This window comes from Streptomyces sp. NPDC111507 (genome assembly GCF_055638955.1).
In genome coordinates this window covers 41,193-57,377 of the sequence record NZ_JBVKBU010000013.1, presented here as the reverse complement: position 1 = coordinate 57,377, position 16,185 = coordinate 41,193, and the positions used below count along the sequence as shown (strand labels likewise).

Here is a 16,185-nt window from a genome sequence, read left to right as displayed (position 1 = left end):
GCGCGGCCCGAACGTGGTCGGCGCCCCGCGCAGGGACCGGTAGGCTGGTCACATGTCCGAACCGACCGGTGCCGCCCGCAGGCGCGGGCCCTTCAAGGTCGGGGACCAGGTTCAGCTGACCGACCCCAAGGGCCGCCACTACACGTTCACGCTCGAGGCCGGGAAGAACTTCCACACCCACAAGGGTTCCTTCCCCCACGACGAGCTGATCGGCGCTCCCGAGGGCAGCGTTGTCCGCACCACGGGGAACGTCGCCTATCTCGCGCTGCGCCCCCTGCTCCCCGACTACGTCCTGTCCATGCCCCGCGGCGCCGCCGTGGTCTACCCCAAGGACGCGGGGCAGATCCTGGCCTTCGCCGACATCTTCCCCGGCGCGCGCGTCGTGGAAGCGGGCGTGGGCTCCGGCTCGCTCAGCAGCTTCCTGCTGCGCGCCATCGGCGACCAGGGCATGCTCCACTCCTACGAGCGCCGCGAGGACTTCGCGGAGATCGCCCAGCAGAACGTGGAGCGCTACTTCGGCGGCCCGCACCCCGCCTGGCAGCTCACCGTGGGCGACCTCCAGGACAACCTGTCCGACACCGATGTCGACCGCGTCATCCTCGACATGCTCGCCCCCTGGGAGTGCCTGGAGGCCGTCTCCAAGGCGCTGGTCCCCGGCGGCATCCTGTGCTGCTACGTCGCCACCACCACCCAGCTCGCGCGCACCGTCGAGTCCATCCGTGAGATCGGTTCCTTCAACGAGCCGACCGCGTGGGAGTCGATGATCCGCAACTGGCACGTGGAGGGCCTGGCGGTCCGTCCGGACCACCGGATGATCGGCCACACCGGCTTCCTGCTCACCGCCCGCCGCCTCGCGGACGGCGTCGAGCCGCCCATGCGCCGCCGCCGCCCCGCCAAGGGTGCCTACGGCGAGGACTACTCCGGCCCGAACGCCGACGGCGGCTCAGGCCGCTGACCCGACCGGCGCCCACGCCGTCGACGTACTCAACGCACCACACCTGTGGCCGAGTTCCCGGAAGCACTCGGGAGCTCGGCCGCGGTGCGTTCCCGCGCGGGGGCCGCGGAACCGGTGGGCAACTCCGCCGCAAGCCCTTTCCGTTGGCGTGCCGCGTTGACGCGCCGCCAGAAGTCCGGACCCTGCCGTTCCACCCCACTGTGACGTGTGGCACCATGCTGGCCACCCCACCCCCACCGTCACGGCCCTCCCAGGAGACGCTCCTAGTGCAGCAATCCGTCGTCCCGGAACTGGCACACACCCACACCCGGCCCATCCACTGGCTCGCCACGGCCACCGCCCTGGCGGGAGTCGTCGCCCTCTCCTCGGTCCTGCAGCCCGGCTCCGCGACGGCTGCCCAGCCCCGCCCCGGGGCCAAGTCCGCCCCGGCCGCGACGGCGCCCCCGGACCCCGCGGGCGTCACGTTCCCGATCGAGTGCGGGCCCGTCAAGGTCGTCGTGCAGAAGAAGGCGTCCGGAGACCTCGACGGCGACGGCAGTCCGGAGACCGTGGCCGTGGTCCGCTGCGACGCGGGCATCGGCACCCCGCCCAACGGCGTCTACGTCATCACCCAGGGCGGGTCGGGAGCCAAGAAGCCCCGCGTCGTGGCCACCCTGGTCGACCCGAAGGACCGCCTCAACGTCACCGACTTCGCGGTGCGTGACGGCGCCGTCACGGCGACCCTGCTCGGCTACTCCTCTGCCGACGTGCCGAGTTGCTGCCCGGACGTGAAGGAGCAGGCCAAGTGGCAGTGGAAGAACGGCACGTTCATCCGCTCGACACCCTCCGGGTCCCAGAGCGCATGAGAAGCATGTGAGAAAAGAGACATATCGTGACGCGGAGTGGCCTTCAGGTCACTCCGCGTCGGGGCCGTAGACCTCGACCCTGTCCGAAACTCGACGTACGTGGATGCAGTCGCCCGGGCACTCCTTCGCGGAGTCGGCGACATCCCGCAGAAGCGTCAGCGGTACGGGCGTTGTGGCGCCCGGGGCCTGCAGGAGCTCGTCCTCGGCGCTCTTCACATAGGCCAGGCCGTCGATGTCCAGCTCGAAGACCTCCGGCGCGTACTGGACGCAGATACCGTCTCCGGTACAGAGATCCTGGTCGATCCAGACCTCGAGAGCCTCGCTGTCGCCTGGGGCCTCCTGCTGCACGGTCATTTCTCCTGCCGTTTCCTGCGTCGAGCGATCCGAAGACTGGGGAATCGGGCCAGCTCTGACGGGTGTTGAACACGTCGACCCTACCTCCGCCCGCTTCCCGACCGTGTTCGGTGGGTATTCCCCTGGCGTGAGGGAGAGCGCAAGGGTGAAGATCGGACACACCTCGACAGTCTTTGTGATCTAGGGGTTTCAATCGACACCCACCCAGGTAGGGTCTGGAAGCGTCCAGCTCCCCTTGGAGGAGGTGAGGACCGTGGCAGCCCACGACGACGACATGAACCGCGGCATCCGCCCGGGACGAGGGTCCGATGACCCTGCCGGGCAGGTTGCCTACCTTGAGCAGGAGATCGCCGTCCTGCGACGCAAGCTCGCCGACTCTCCGCGGCACACGAGGATTCTCGAAGAGCGGATCGTCGAGCTGCAGACCAACCTGGCCGGCGTGTCCGCACAGAACGAGCGGCTCGCCAACACGCTCCGTGAGGCCCGCGACCAGATCGTGGCCCTCAAGGAGGAGGTCGACCGGCTGGCGCAGCCGCCGGCGGGCTTCGGTGTCTTCCTCGTGGCGAACGAGGACGGCACGGCGGACATCTTCACCGGGGGCCGCAAGCTCCGGGTGAACGTCAGCCCCAGCGTCGAGCTCGAAGAGCTCAGGCGCGGCCAGGAAGTGATGCTCAACGAAGCTCTCAACGTGGTCGAGGCCATGGAGTACGAGAGCGTCGGCGACATCGTCACCCTCAAGGAGATCCTCGAGGACGGCGAACGCGCCCTCGTGGTGGGGCACACCGACGAGGAACGGGTGGTACGGCTCGCCGAGCCGCTGCTGGACGTCACCATCCGTCCTGGAGACGCCCTGCTTCTCGAACCGCGTTCCGGCTATGTCTACGAAGTTGTCCCCAAGAGCGAGGTCGAGGAGCTTGTCCTCGAAGAGGTTCCGGACATCGGCTACGAGCAGATCGGCGGCCTGGGAAACCAGATCGAACTGATCCGCGACGCGGTCGAGCTCCCCTACCTCTACCCCGACCTCTTCAAGGAGCACGAACTGCGGCCGCCCAAGGGTGTGCTGCTGTACGGGCCTCCCGGATGCGGTAAGACGCTCATCGCCAAGGCGGTCGCCAACTCGCTGGCCAAAAAGGTCGCCGAGGTCACCGGCCAGGCCACCGGAAAGAGCTTCTTCCTCAACATCAAGGGCCCCGAGCTTCTGAACAAGTACGTCGGCGAGACCGAGCGGCAGATCCGCCTCGTCTTCCAGCGTGCTCGTGAGAAGGCCAGCGAGGGCACTCCCGTCATCGTCTTCTTCGACGAGATGGAATCCCTCTTCCGCACCCGTGGATCGGGCGTCAGCTCGGACGTGGAGAACACCATCGTCCCCCAGCTGCTCGCCGAGATCGACGGCGTGGAAGGCCTGGAGAACGTGGTCGTGATCGGCGCCTCGAACCGCGAGGACATGATCGACCCCGCGATCCTGCGCCCCGGACGACTCGATGTGAAGATCAAGATCGAGCGCCCGGACGCCGAGGCCGCCAAGGACATCTTCGCCAAGTACCTCACACAACGCCTCCCGCTGCACTCCGACGACCTCGGAGAGCACGGCGGGGACCGGGCGGCCACCGTCCACGGCATGATCCAGACCGCTGTGGAACAGATGTACGCCGAGTCCGAGGAAAACCGCTTCCTCGAGGTCACCTACGCCAACGGCGACAAGGAAGTCCTGTACTTCAAGGACTTCAACTCGGGCGCCATGATCGAGAACATCGTCGGCCGCGCCAAGAAGGCAGCGATCAAGGCCTTCCTCGAGCAGAACCAGAAGGGCCTTCGGGTCTCCCACCTCCTCCAGGCGTGCGTGGACGAGTTCAAGGAGAACGAGGACCTTCCGAACACCACCAACCCGGACGACTGGGCCCGAATCTCCGGAAAGAAGGGCGAACGGATCGTTTACATCCGTACGCTCGTCACCGGAAAGCAGGGTGCGGACACCGGACGCTCCATCGACACGGTGGCGAACACCGGGCAGTACCTGTAAAAGACAGGGCGGCTGCGGGTGCCCTCCACGGGTACCCGCAGCCGACTGCTTTCCGGGGCACGGCTGGAGCAGAGCAATGACGCAAATGATCTCCCCACCAGCGCAGAGGCGTTCTAGGCTCTTTCGTACCGCCGAGTCGCGCGTTGCGGGGACGGGCACCGCACACGCACCGGAGCACCAGCGGTACTTGAGCAGCGCCCCCGACCGAGGGCGCTGCCGGGCAAGGAGGGCCGCATGACCGTACGGCGAGTAATGGGCATCGAGACGGAGTACGGGATCTCCGTCCCCGGCCACCCCAACGCCAATGCCATGCTCACCTCGTCCCAGATCGTCAACGCGTACGCGGCGGCGATGCACCGGGCGCGCCGCGCCCGCTGGGATTTCGAGGAGGAGAACCCGCTGCGGGACGCGCGAGGCTTCGACCTCGCCCGCGAGGCCGCCGACTCCAGCCAGCTCACCGACGAGGACATCGGCCTGGCCAATGTCATCCTCACCAATGGCGCACGGCTGTACGTGGACCACGCGCACCCGGAGTACAGCGCTCCCGAGGTCACCAACCCGTGGGATGCCGTCCTGTGGGACAAGGCCGGCGAGCGCATCATGGCGGAGGCCGCGGAGCGCGCGGCCCAGCTCCCCGGCGCCCAGCCGATCCACCTCTACAAGAACAACACCGACAACAAGGGCGCCTCGTACGGCACGCACGAGAACTATCTGATGAAGCGGGAGACCCCCTTCTCGGACATCGTGCGCCACCTCACGCCGTTCTTCGTCTCACGCCAGGTCGTCACCGGAGCGGGCCGCGTCGGTATCGGCCAGGACGGGCACGAGCACGGCTTCCAGCTCAGTCAGCGCGCGGACTACTTCGAGGTCGAGGTGGGCCTCGAGACCACGCTCAAGCGCCCCATCATCAACACCCGCGACGAGCCGCACGCGGACGCCGAGAAGTACCGCAGGCTGCACGTGATCATCGGTGACGCGAACCTGTCGGAGATCTCGACCTACCTCAAGCTGGGCACGACCGCCCTGGTCCTGTCCATGATCGAGGACGGCTTCATCGCCGTCGACCTGGCCGTCGACCAGCCCGTGCGCACGCTGCACCAGGTCTCGCACGACCCCACGCTGAAGCGGCTCGTCACGCTGCGCAGCGGACGCACGCTGACCGCGGTGCAGCTCCAGATGGAGTACTTCGAGCTGTCGCGCAAATACGTGGAGGAACGCTTCGGGGCGGACGCCGACGACCAGACCAAGGACGTCCTGGCCCGCTGGGAGGACACTCTCAACCGCCTGGAGAACGATCCGATGAGTCTCTCAGGGGAGCTCGACTGGGTCGCCAAGCGTGAGCTCATGGAGGGCTATCGGCGCCGTGACGGCCTCGACTGGGACGCGGCACGGCTGCACCTGGTCGACCTCCAGTACGCCGACGTACGGGCCGAGAAGGGCCTGTACAACCGTCTGGCGGCGCGCGGCAAGATGAAGCGGCTCCTGGACGAGCGGGACGTCGAGCGGGCCCGTACGAAGCCGCCCGAGGACACCCGTGCGTACTTCCGCGGGCGCTGTCTGGAGCAGTACGCGGACGATGTGGCGGCGGCCTCCTGGGACTCGGTGATCTTCGATCTGCCGGGCCGGGACTCGCTCCAGCGCGTCCCAACCCTGGAGCCGCTTCGCGGAACGCGTAATCACGTCAAGGAGCTCCTCGACCGCTGCCGTACGGCGGAAGACCTGGTCAGGGTCCTGTCGGGCGGCTGACCTGGCCGCCAGGGGCGTCGGAGCCCGGGCGGCACAACGGGGTGGAAAGACGCGACGTCCGGGAATCATCGAGGTGGCTCCCGGACGTTGTAGCAACTGCGGGGCCGATGTCGGACCCTGCTTGTAGGGTCTGATCAAGAACGTCGAACCGAGCGGGGTGAGGGTTATGGCGACCAAGGACACCGGCGGCGGACAGCAGAAGGCGACGCGTTCCACCGAGGAGGTCGAGGAGCAGGCGCAGGACGCGCAGGTATCGGACGACCTCAAGGAACGCCAGGAGAAGCTGAGCGACGACGTCGACTCGGTTCTGGACGAGATCGACGATGTCCTCGAGGAGAACGCCGAGGACTTCGTGCGCTCTTTCGTTCAGAAGGGTGGCCAGTAGGCCGCCTTTCCCTTCGATTCGAAGGCCTTACTCGGAGGCGACTGAGCGCCGGCAGGGCTGGGCGTGAAGTGCTGCTCGCGGTGACGGGAAACCGGGCCGCGGGCAGCCTTCGTCGGCGATGCCCGGCGCTCGAAAGGGTGTCGCCTCTTCCCTGGGGCTGCATGTGATCAAAAGGCTCTGTGAGATCAAAGGGCTCTGTGAGATCACGGCGGCTCCTCGTCATCAATGGGGCTCTGCGGGATCGGTTTGAAAGGTCCCGCAGTTCATGTGGATCAACGCCACGAGACGGGTAGGGTCCGTGGCGTACTGTGCTTCAACTGCAATTCGGCCATCGGCAAGTTGGGAGATGATCCCGACGCTGTTCGTCGGGCTGCCGCCTACTTGGAAGGATCCCCGTGGAAGCCAACACTCGTAGCACCGGGCGTCTACCGGCTGCCTTCCTGACGCCCGGTTCGTCGTCCTTCATGGACTTCCTGTCCGAGCACCAGCCGGAGATGCTGCCGGGCAAGCGGCAGCTGCCGCCCGTCCAGGGCGTGATCGAGGCCCCGCACGGCACGACCATCGTCGCCGTCACGTTCCCCGGCGGGGTCGTCCTCGCCGGCGACCGCCGGGCCACCATGGGCAACATGATCGCTCAGCGCGACATCGAGAAGGTCTTCCCGGCCGACGAGTACTCGGCGGTGGGCATCGCCGGTACGGCCGGTCTGGCCGTCGAGATGGTCAAGCTGTTCCAGCTGGAGCTGGAGCACTTCGAGAAGGTGGAGGGCACCACGCTCTCCCTGGAGGGCAAGGCGAACCGGCTCTCCACCATGATCCGCTCCAACCTCGGCATGGCCATGCAGGGCCTCGCCGTGGTCCCCCTCTTCGCGGGTTACGACGTGGACCGCGACAAGGGCCGCATCTTCTCCTACGACGTCACGGGCGGCCGCTCCGAGGAGCACGGCTACGCCTCCACCGGCTCCGGCTCGATCTTCGCGCGCGGTGCCATGAAGAAGCTCTACCGCGACGACCTGACCGAAGAGCAGGCCACGACCCTCGTCATCCAGGCGCTGTACGACGCGGCCGACGACGACTCGGCGACCGGTGGTCCCGACGTCGCCCGCCGGATCTACCCGATCGTCACCGTGATCACCGAGGACGGCTTCCGCAGGCTCACCGACGACGAGTCCTCCGACATCGCCCGCGCGATTCTGGAGCGGCGTCTGGAGCAGCCGGACGGTCCGCGGGCCGCGCTGCTCTGAGCCCGGCTCCTTTTGCCAAGGTGACCCAGTGACTTCGACAGAAAGGGACGGATAACCGGTGTCGACGCCGTTCTATGTCTCACCCCAGCAGGCCATGGCCGACCGGGCGGAGTACGCCCGTAAGGGCATCGCCCGCGGTCGCAGCCTCGTTGTGCTGCAGTACGCCGACGGCATTGTGTTCGTCGGCGAGAACCCGTCCCGTGCGCTGCACAAGTTCAGCGAGATCTACGACCGGATCGGCTTCGCGGCCGCCGGCAAGTACAACGAATACGAGAATCTGCGGATCGGCGGCGTGCGCTATGCCGATCTGCGGGGTTACACCTATGACCGTGATGATGTGACCGCCCGTGGTCTGGCGAATGTGTACGCACAGACGCTGGGCACGATCTTCTCCTCGGCCGCCGAGAAGCCGTACGAGGTGGAGCTCGTCGTCGCCGAGGTGGGGGAGACCCCCGAGGGCGACCAGATCTATCGGCTGCCGCACGACGGATCCATCGTGGACGAGCACGGGTCCGTCGCGGTGGGCGGCAATGCCGAGCAGATCAGCAGTTATCTGGACCAGCGCCACCAGGACGGGATGTCGCTGGCGGAGGCGCTGAAGCTGGCCGTGCAGTCGCTGTCCAGGGAGCCGAACGGGGGCGAGCGGGAGATCCCCGCGGAGCGCCTGGAGGTCGCGGTCCTGGACCGTACGCGTCCGCAGCAGCGCAAGTTCAGGCGGATCGTCGGGCGTCAGCTGGACCGTCTGCTGGAGGAGGGCGGCGCGGAGACCGCCACGGAGGCCGAGGACGCCGAAGACGAGGAGTGACTGTGCGTCTTCGCCCTGCCCGCCGGGTGCCGGTGGGTGGGGCGGGGCCGTGCCGGTACATCAGCCCGTCGCCGCCGGATCAGACGTTGCCCTATGGGGAGCCGTTTCCAGACCCGGACGTGAGCGACGGGCTTTGATGTACCGGCACGGGCCCTTTCGTGCATCGGCGGCTGCGGGCGCGTGGGGTGTGCGGTCTACGCGGCGCCCGGTGGGGCCGTGGAGCCTCGTACGACCAGCTGTACCGGGATGTCGCTCACGGGGGGTGTCCGGCCGTCCAGGACGGCCAGGAGGGCTTCCATGCCGCGTTCGCCGAAGCGTTCCGCGTCCAGGCGGACGGTGGTGAGCTCCGGGTCGATGGCCTGGGCCAGGGCCAGGTCGTCCACGCCCGTGACGGAGAGGTCCTCGGGGATGCGCAGGCCCAGGCGGCGGGCCGCCTTGTAGGCGCCTGCCGCCAGTTTGTCGTCGTCGCAGACCAGGGCGGTGGGGCGGGAGCCGGGGACGGCCAGGGCCGATCCCGCGGCGGCCACCGCGTCCTCGATGGAGATCGGGGCCCGGGTGGTGCGGAGGTCCGTGCCGGGGACCTCGGACAGGCGCTCGGCCAGTTCCCGGGCGCGTACCTCGAAGGTCCAGGACGGGATGTCCGCCGCCAGATGGAGGAAACGGCGGTGGCCCAGGGACAGGAGGTGCTCGGCCACCTGTCGTACGCCGTCCGTGATGTCGAGATTGACGGTGGCCGCGCCCAGGCTGCCTTCGGGGTCGCTGTCGAGCATCACCAGGGGGAGCTGGTCGCCCCGGATGGCGGTCAGGGCGTCCGCGGCCATGGAGGAGGCGATGACGCCGTCCAGGGCGGCCGCCGCGGAGCCGAACGGGTCACGGGCGGGGCCGATGCCCTCGGGGGAGGGGTACAGGACCACGCCGAAGCCGTGTTCCGCCGCGACGCGGGCCGCGCCGGTGTAGACCCCGGCGAAGAACTCGGTGGTCAGCGCCGGGACCACCAGGAGGACCGTACGGGTACGGCCCAGGCGGAGGTTGCGGGCGGCCAGGTTCGGGCGGTAGCCGAGCTCCTGGGCGGCCTCGCGGACGCGTTCCGCGGTCGTCTCCGAGACCCGGCCGCGCCACTTGTCGCCCAGCACCAGGGAGACCGCGGCCTGGGACACCCCGGCGGCCTGGGCGACGTCACGGCTCGTCGGGCGGGTGCTACCTCGTGCCACCGGCGACCTGCTCCTTCGTCTGGACTCGCGGACTGGGCACATGGTACGTATGACACAGGAAGTTATACGTAAAACCTCGTGTGCATGACCAGTCGGACGTCACGCGTGACCGGAAGGGCATGACATGGCCGCTGGATACCTGGAGATCCTCAGGGCGAGGCACGCCGCACGGCTGCTCGCCGGCACGCTCACCGGGCGGCTGCCGAACGCCACCGCCGCCATCGCCGTCGTGCTCTTCGTCCGGGCGGAGGGCGGGACGTACAGCCTGGCCGGTGCGCTCGCGGCCGTGTACGGGGTGGGCAATGCCGTGGGGCAGCCGCTCCTCGGGCGGCTCGTGGATCTGTACGGGCAGCCGCGTGTCCAGTTGCCGGCCGCGCTTGTCTCGGCCCTCGGGATGGGCGTCTTCGCCTTCTCGGGCACCGACCCGCTGCCGGTGGCGTATCTGGCGATGGTCGTCGCCGGGCTCTTCACGCCGCCCCTGGAGGGCGGTCTGCGGGCGTTGTGGCCCTCCGTGCTGCGCCGGGAGGAGCAGGTGCACACCGCGTACGCGATGGACGCCGTGGCGCAGGAAGTCATGTTCACCGTCGGACCGTTGCTGCTGACCCTGTGTGCCTCGCTCTGGTCCGCCCGGGCGGCGCTGCTGATCCTGAACGTCGTCGGGGTGCTGGGCGCCCTCTCCGTGGTCCTCTCGCCACCCTCGCGCGCGTGGCGTTCGGCACCGCGCGAGGCGCACTGGCTCGGCGCGTTGCGCTCACCCGGGCTGCTGGCGCTGCTCGGCGCGTTCCTGTTCGTGGGGATCGCGCTCGGCTCGATCACGGTCGCCGCGGTGTCGTACGCCGACGACCACGGCGGCGACGCGGTGTACGGCTGGCTGATGGCGGCCGTGGGGCTCGGGGCCCTCGTCGGTGGGACGGCGTACGGGGCGCGGCGGTGGAGCGGCGCGCCCGAACGGCGACTGCGGGTGCTGGTCGCCCTTCTGGCGGTGTGTTATCTGCCACTCGTGCTGATGCCGGGCGTGGTCGCCATGACGGCCCTAGCGGCACTCGCCGGGGTCTTCCTGGCGCCCTGCATCGCCTGCGCCTTCATCATCGTCGACCGGCACGCGCCCAGGGGCACCGTCACCGAGGCGTTCTCCTGGCTTGTGACGACGTTCACCGTGGGCGCGTCGGTCGGAACGGGCCTCGCGGGCCCGGTCGTCGAGTGGGGCGGGGCGGTGTGGGGCTTCGCCCTGCCGGGTGCCGCGGGTGCCGCCGCGTTGGTGGTTCTGCTGGCCACGGGGCGGGTCCTCGCAGCTACCGGGGACGGTGCGGTCGTTGCGGTCTCATCGGAAAATGATCCAAACCGTGCCGTCGAACCCCGTTTCAGCTCGGGGGATCGGGCGTAATGTTCAGTCATGGACCGCCGCATTTTCGGGCTGGAGAACGAGTACGGCGTCACGTGTACGTTCAGGGGACAGCGTCGCCTGTCTCCCGACGAGGTGGCGCGGTACCTCTTCCGCCGTGTCGTGTCATGGGGCCGCAGCAGCAATGTCTTTCTGCGGAACGGTGCCCGCCTCTATCTCGACGTGGGATCACATCCGGAATACGCGACACCCGAATGTGACAACGTGACGGAACTCGTCACCCACGACAAGGCCGGCGAGCGCATTCTCGAAGGACTCCTGGTCGACGCCGAACGACGCCTGCACGAGGAAGGAATCGCGGGCGACGTCTATCTGTTCAAGAACAACACCGACTCGGCGGGCAACTCCTACGGGTGCCACGAGAACTATCTGGTGGCCCGGCACGGGGAGTTCTCCCGGCTCGCGGACATTCTCATTCCCTTCCTGGTCACCCGGCAGCTGCTGTGCGGTGCCGGCAAGGTGCTGCAGACTCCGCGCGGCGCCGTGTACTGCGTGAGCCAGCGCGCCGAGCACATCTGGGAGGGCGTCAGCTCGGCGACGACCCGCTCCCGGCCGATCATCAACACCCGCGACGAACCGCACGCCGACGCCGAGCGTTACCGGCGGCTGCACGTCATCGTCGGTGACTCGAACATGTCCGAGACGACGATGCTCCTCAAGGTCGGCGCCACCGACCTGGTACTGCGCATGATCGAGGCCGGTACGGTCATGCGCGACCTCACCCTGGAGAACCCCATTCGGGCGATCCGCGAGGTCAGTCACGACATCACGGGCCGGCGCAAGGTGCGTCTGGCCAGCGGCCGGGAGGCCTCCGCGCTGGAAGTGCAGCGGGAGTACTTCGAGAAGGCCGTGGACTTCTGCGAGCGCCGCGGCATCCGCACCGGCACGGTCGAGCAGGTGCTCGAACTGTGGGGCCGCACGCTCGACGCGATCGAGGCCGAGGACCTCGACCGTATCGGTACCGAAATCGACTGGGTGATGAAGTACAAGCTCATCGAGCGGTACCGGGCCAAGCACAACATGACGATGTCGCATCCCCGGGTCGCGCAGATAGACCTCGCATATCACGACATCCACCGGCGTCGTGGTCTGTACTACCTGCTGGAGAGGAAGGGACAAGCCACCCGGATCTGCAACGATTTGAAGATCTTCGAAGGCAAGTCCGTGCCGCCGCAGACCACTCGGGCCCGGCTGCGCGGCGACTTCATCCGGCGCGCTCAGGAGCAGCGCCGCGATTTCACCGTCGACTGGGTCCACCTCAAGCTCAACGACCAGGCACAACGCACGGTGTTGTGCAAGGACCCGTTCCGTTCGGTCGACGACCGGGTGGAGAAGCTGATCGCGGGAATGTGAGCGCTGAGTTCCGGGTGTGATGGCGGAACGCAACGCGGGGCGCCGTACGTTTTCCGTACGGCGCCCTTCTCACGTCGTAGAGTTGCGCGCACGCCATCAACCAAGATCGATCGATACGAGGCCCTCACCGTGCGCCGACGCTCCCTCATGATTGCCGTACCCGCCGGACTGGTCACGCTCGCCGGATGCGGTGACGACAAGTCGGACAAGGCCAAGTCCAGCACCAGTAGCCCGTCCCCGTCGGCCGCCGCGTCCGCCTCGGCGGCGCCGCCGCCGAAGATCGTCGACGGTCCGCTGCCGGCGATCACGGCCGGGGCGAAGTTCGGTGAGAAGCCGACCGTGGCCAAGGGCAGCGGCTCCCCGTCGAAGGATCTGGCGGTCAAGACGGTCATCGCGGGCGGCGGCAAGACGGTCGCGGAGAACGACTACATCCAGGCCAACTACCTCGGCCAGATCTGGGACACCGCCAAGGTCTTCGACAACTCCTACGACCGTAAGACGCCGCTGATCATCCAGCTCGCGCAGGGCGGCATCATCGACGGCTGGCGCTATGCCCTGGTGGGCAAGAAGGTCGGCAGCCGCGTCCAGATGTCCGTGCCGCCCACCTGGGGCTACGGCTCGCAGGGCAACACGCAGGCGGGCATCAAGGGCACCGACACGCTGGTGTTCGTCGTCGACATCGAGAACACCTTCAACGCGAAGAGCTCCGCCCAGGGCAAGGAGGTCGCGCAGAGCGACGCCGCCCTCCCGAAGGTCGGCACCAACACCGACGGCAAGGCCCCCTCCATCGACGTGCCGAAGGCGACGGCCCCGACGAAGCTCGTGGCGAACTACGTCCTCGAGGGCGACGGCGACGAGGTCAAGGCGGACAGCAGCGTCCTGGTGCAGTACAAGGGCGTGCTCTGGGACACCGGCAAGGAGTTCGACTCGACGTACAGCAGCGGCCGGCTGGCGTCGTTCTCGCTGCAGCAGGTCGTCAAGGGCTGGGCGCAGGGCCTGACCGGCAAGAAGGTGGGCAGCCGCGTCCTCATCACCATTCCCCCGGCGCTGGGCTACGGCAACAACCCGCCGAGCGGCAGTGGCATCAAGAAGGACTCCACCCTGGTGTTCTCGGTGGACATCCTGGCCAAGATGTAACGCGTTGCGGGATGTGAGACTGTCGGTGTTGCTTTAAGGCCTTTACGCGAACAAGCAGGAGCTAGAGACGTGAGCATCGAGAAGCCCGAGATCGACTTCCCGGGCGGCGAGCCCCCGGCGGACCTCGAGATCAAGGACATCTGGGAGGGCGAAGGCCAGGTCGCCAAGGCCGGCGACTTCGTCAAGGTCCACTACGTGGGCGTGGCCTTCTCCACCGGCGAGGAGTTCGACGCCTCCTGGAACCGCGGCACCCCGCTGGAGTTCCAGCTCGGTGTCGGTCAGGTCATCAGCGGCTGGGACCAGGGTGTGCAGGGCATGAAGGTCGGCGGCCGTCGCCAGCTGGTCATCCCGGCACACCTCGCCTACGGCGACCGTGGCGCCGGTGGCCGAATCGGCCCCGGCGAGACGCTGATCTTCGTCTGCGACCTGGTCGCGGTCTGATCCACAGCCGGATCGGGTCGTGATCCGATCAGCATGAGGGTCGGGTTCCCGCCCGATCTTCGTACGCTCTGTGATCGGGATTCGTCCGAAGCCGATCACCTGGGGCCCATGCCTGTCCGGGCATGGGCCCTCGGCTTTTGCCGGGGCACTCCGGAGCGGTACGGTCATCGGTCGGAAGCACCATAGGAAGGGCGTCGATGGCCATTGCCAAGGCCGAGCGGCTGATGAACCTCGCGCTGTGTCTGCTCGGGACGCGGCGGCCGCTCAGCAAGCGCGAACTCCGCGAGTCCATCGAGGCCTATCTGGAAGCCGGGTCGGACGACTCCTTCAACCGGATGTTCGAGCGCGACAAGGACGATCTGCGCGAGCTGGGCCTGGTCATCGAGACGGTGGAGAACCTCGACGGCGAGGTCGGCTATCTCGCCCGCCGCGACAGCAACCGCCTGCCGCCCGTCACCCTCGACGCCGAGGAGGCCGCCGCCCTCGGCCTCGCCGCCAAGGTCTGGCAGCAGGCCCGGCTGGCCGGCGCGGCCAGCGGTGCGTTGCAGAAGCTGCGCGCCGCCGGGCTGCCCGAGGACTTCGACCCGTACGAGGCGCATGGCGCCCTCGAGCCGCACATCCCCGTGCACGAGGCGGCCTTCGAGCCGCTCATGCTGGCCTGCCGCGACCGCCGCCCGGTCGTCTTCGACTACCGCAAGGCCACCGCCGCCCACCCCGAGACCCGGCAGGTCGAGCCGTGGGCGCTGGAGTGCTGGCGCGGCCACTGGTACCTCGCGGGCTGGGACCGTGATCGTGGCGCCGAGCGCGTCTTCAGGCTCTCGCGGATCACCGGCCGGGTCCGCTCCCGCGCCGGGCGCTACACCGCCGAGGTGCCCGACGTCGTCACCGTGCGGGAGACCGTGGCGAGCTGGGCGGGCGAGATCGCCGACCGCTCCGCGCTGATCCGGCTGCGCACCGGCTCCGGCTACCCGCTGCGGGCCAAAGCGGTCTCCGTACGGGAACTCGGCGACGGCTGGGACGAGTTGGAGATTCCGTACGGGCACGGCCTGGACGCCTGGCTCGTCGAGTTCGGGCCCGACGTGGTGGTCCTGGAGCCCGCCGAGCTGCGGGCCGATGTAGTGGACCGGCTGCGCGCCGTGGCCAAGGGCTGAGGGGGAACGTAGAGAACGTGGCAGGAAAACCGGCCAGGCCCACGAACGCGATCGACCAGACCCGGCGGATGCTGTCCCTGGTGACCTATCTGCGCGAGCGCCCCGGCGCGCACGTCGGTGATGTCGCCCGGGCCTTCGGGATCACCGAGGACGAGCTGATCTCCGACCTCGACGTGCTGCCGCTGTGCGGGACCAGCTTCCGCGGCGGTGACCTCCTCGACATCGACACCGACGGCGACCGCATCTGGTGGCACAACCCCGACGACGTCGCCGAACCCCTGCGTATCGCCGCGGACGAGGCGACCGCGCTGCTGGTGGCCGCCCGCGCGGTCTCCACGCTGCCCGGGCTGCGCGAGGGCGACCGGCAGGCGCTGCTGCGCGCCACCGCCAAGGTGGAGGCCGCCTCGGGCGAGGCGGCGGGCGCCAGCTCCCGCCTCTCGGTGACCTTCGAGTCCGAGGGCGGGGTCTTCGCGGACGTCGACCGGGCGATCTCCGAGCGGCGCAGGCTGTGGATCCGCTACTACTCGCCCTCGCGTGACGAGCTCACCGAGCGCGAGATCGACCCGATCCGCCTGGTCAGCGTCGGGCACACGTACGTGGAGGCCTGGTGCCGCCGCTCCGAGGCGCGCCGCACCTTCCGGCTCGACCGGGTCGCCGAGATCCGCATCCTCGACGAGCCGTCCGCGCCGCCCGAGATCGAGCTGCGGGACCTCTCCGAGGGCCTGGTGCAGCCCGCGGCCGAGGATCCCGAGGTGGTCGTCGAGGTCGGTCCTGGCGGGCGCTGGGTCGCGGAGTACTACCCCCACGACAGTGCGGATGAGCTGCCGGAGGGCGGGCTGCGTATCACCTTGCGGACCCCCGACCCCGCGTCGCTGCGGCGGCTGGCGCTGCGCCTGGGCCGCGACGGCCGGATCGTGTCGCCCCCCGAGCTGGCGGACAGCGCCCGTGAGGCGGCTCGGGAGGCGCTCGCGGCCTACGACGGGCTCAAGGGCGATCAGGACGGACCGTACGACAGTCAGGAGCAGGGGCTTTGACCACGTCGGCGATGTCGGGCGCGTCGGGGAAAGCCGGTACCTCGCAGAGGGCCGGCGGGTCGGTGAAGGCGGGCGGTACGGAGCGCGCCGGTGTGTCCTCGAGCG

Annotated in this window: 15 protein-coding genes and 1 pseudogene; 14 read left to right on the top strand and 2 right to left on the bottom strand. The window is 68.8% G+C overall.

Annotated features, from left to right (window positions below; translation table 11 throughout):
• Positions 1-52: 52 nt before the first annotated feature.
• Together ACZ7M2_RS37455 and ACZ7M2_RS37450 are read left to right on the top strand one after the other, a co-directional pair.
• Positions 53-955, top strand: coding sequence for a tRNA (adenine-N1)-methyltransferase (locus ACZ7M2_RS37455; protein ID WP_054231160.1), 903 nt, complete (start codon positions 53-55; stop codon positions 953-955).
• Between the two features lie 266 nt (positions 956-1,221).
• Complete coding sequence (locus ACZ7M2_RS37450; RefSeq protein WP_471599072.1) at positions 1,222-1,800, top strand: hypothetical protein; 579 nt, start codon at positions 1,222-1,224, stop codon at positions 1,798-1,800.
• Positions 1,801-1,848: 48 nt separating this feature from the next.
• On the opposite strand, the gene ACZ7M2_RS37445 is transcribed toward ACZ7M2_RS37450, so the two are convergent.
• The gene (locus tag ACZ7M2_RS37445; protein WP_352052349.1) at positions 1,849-2,154 is read right to left on the bottom strand and encodes a ferredoxin; all 306 of its coding nucleotides are present in this window, start codon (positions 2,152-2,154) and stop codon (positions 1,849-1,851) included.
• Positions 2,155-2,407: 253 nt separating this feature from the next.
• Here ACZ7M2_RS37445 and arc point away from each other — a divergent pair, with 253 nt between their 5' ends.
• The 6 genes and pseudogenes from arc (at position 2,408) to prcA (ending at position 8,351) form a co-directional block, all read left to right on the top strand.
• The gene (gene arc, locus ACZ7M2_RS37440; protein WP_099923559.1) at positions 2,408-4,174 is read left to right on the top strand and encodes a proteasome ATPase; all 1,767 of its coding nucleotides are present in this window, start codon (positions 2,408-2,410) and stop codon (positions 4,172-4,174) included.
• Between the two features lie 234 nt (positions 4,175-4,408).
• Positions 4,409-5,920, top strand: coding sequence for a depupylase/deamidase Dop (gene dop, locus ACZ7M2_RS37435; RefSeq protein WP_343323942.1), 1,512 nt, complete (start codon positions 4,409-4,411; stop codon positions 5,918-5,920).
• A gap of 166 nt (positions 5,921-6,086) precedes the next feature.
• Positions 6,087-6,305 carry a ubiquitin-like protein Pup gene (locus ACZ7M2_RS37430; RefSeq protein WP_060902297.1) on the top strand — a complete coding sequence of 73 codons (219 nt, stop codon included), beginning with the start codon at positions 6,087-6,089 and terminating at the stop codon, positions 6,303-6,305.
• 216 nt (positions 6,306-6,521) lie between these two features.
• Positions 6,522-6,749: pseudogene (locus ACZ7M2_RS37425) on the top strand (endonuclease VII domain-containing protein); the annotation flags it as partial.
• Entirely contained in the window at positions 6,701-7,546 is an 846-nt protein-coding gene (gene prcB / locus ACZ7M2_RS37420) for a proteasome subunit beta (protein WP_403694564.1), read from the top strand. The pseudogene ACZ7M2_RS37425 and the gene prcB, both read left to right, overlap by 49 nt.
• Positions 7,547-7,604: 58 nt before the next feature.
• Complete coding sequence (gene prcA, locus ACZ7M2_RS37415) at positions 7,605-8,351, top strand: proteasome subunit alpha (RefSeq protein WP_067365348.1); 747 nt, start codon at positions 7,605-7,607, stop codon at positions 8,349-8,351.
• 194 nt (positions 8,352-8,545) lie between these two features.
• Here prcA and ACZ7M2_RS37410 read toward each other — a convergent pair whose 3' ends face one another.
• Positions 8,546-9,562: a LacI family DNA-binding transcriptional regulator gene (locus tag ACZ7M2_RS37410; protein WP_471599071.1), complete on the bottom strand. Its 1,017-nt coding sequence runs from the start codon at positions 9,560-9,562 to the stop codon at positions 8,546-8,548.
• A 124-nt stretch (positions 9,563-9,686) separates the two neighbouring features.
• Here ACZ7M2_RS37410 and ACZ7M2_RS37405 point away from each other — a divergent pair, with 124 nt between their 5' ends.
• From ACZ7M2_RS37405 to ACZ7M2_RS37380, 6 genes are all read left to right on the top strand, one after another.
• On the top strand, positions 9,687-10,946 hold the full coding sequence (locus ACZ7M2_RS37405; RefSeq protein ID WP_471599070.1) for an MFS transporter: 1,260 nt from the start codon (positions 9,687-9,689) through the stop codon (positions 10,944-10,946).
• A 9-nt stretch (positions 10,947-10,955) separates the two neighbouring features.
• A complete protein-coding gene (gene pafA / locus ACZ7M2_RS37400; protein ID WP_054231169.1) occupies positions 10,956-12,317 on the top strand; it encodes a Pup--protein ligase in 1,362 nt (453 codons plus the stop codon).
• Between the two features lie 129 nt (positions 12,318-12,446).
• A complete protein-coding gene (locus tag ACZ7M2_RS37395; protein ID WP_471599069.1) occupies positions 12,447-13,454 on the top strand; it encodes an FKBP-type peptidyl-prolyl cis-trans isomerase in 1,008 nt (335 codons plus the stop codon).
• Positions 13,455-13,523: 69 nt separating this feature from the next.
• Positions 13,524-13,895: an FKBP-type peptidyl-prolyl cis-trans isomerase gene (locus ACZ7M2_RS37390; RefSeq protein WP_101406107.1), complete on the top strand. Its 372-nt coding sequence runs from the start codon at positions 13,524-13,526 to the stop codon at positions 13,893-13,895.
• A gap of 197 nt (positions 13,896-14,092) precedes the next feature.
• A complete protein-coding gene (locus ACZ7M2_RS37385; protein ID WP_403694578.1) occupies positions 14,093-15,046 on the top strand; it encodes a helix-turn-helix transcriptional regulator in 954 nt (317 codons plus the stop codon).
• A 17-nt stretch (positions 15,047-15,063) separates the two neighbouring features.
• Positions 15,064-16,080, top strand: coding sequence for a helix-turn-helix transcriptional regulator (locus ACZ7M2_RS37380; protein WP_471599068.1), 1,017 nt, complete (start codon positions 15,064-15,066; stop codon positions 16,078-16,080).
• Positions 16,081-16,185 lie beyond the last annotated feature (105 nt).

Coding starts and splice junctions, on each gene's coding strand:
- ACZ7M2_RS37455 (WP_054231160.1), top strand. CDS start 53: ATGTCCGAACCGACCGGTGCCGCCCGCAGGCGCGGGCCCTTCAAGGTC.
- ACZ7M2_RS37405 (WP_471599070.1), top strand. CDS start 9,687: ATGGCCGCTGGATACCTGGAGATCCTCAGGGCGAGGCACGCCGCACGG.
- pafA (WP_054231169.1), top strand. CDS start 10,956: ATGGACCGCCGCATTTTCGGGCTGGAGAACGAGTACGGCGTCACGTGT.
- ACZ7M2_RS37445 (WP_352052349.1), bottom strand. CDS start 2,154: ATGACCGTGCAGCAGGAGGCCCCAGGCGACAGCGAGGCTCTCGAGGTC.
- ACZ7M2_RS37430 (WP_060902297.1), top strand. CDS start 6,087: ATGGCGACCAAGGACACCGGCGGCGGACAGCAGAAGGCGACGCGTTCC.
- ACZ7M2_RS37385 (WP_403694578.1), top strand. CDS start 14,093: ATGGCCATTGCCAAGGCCGAGCGGCTGATGAACCTCGCGCTGTGTCTG.
- dop (WP_343323942.1), top strand. CDS start 4,409: ATGACCGTACGGCGAGTAATGGGCATCGAGACGGAGTACGGGATCTCC.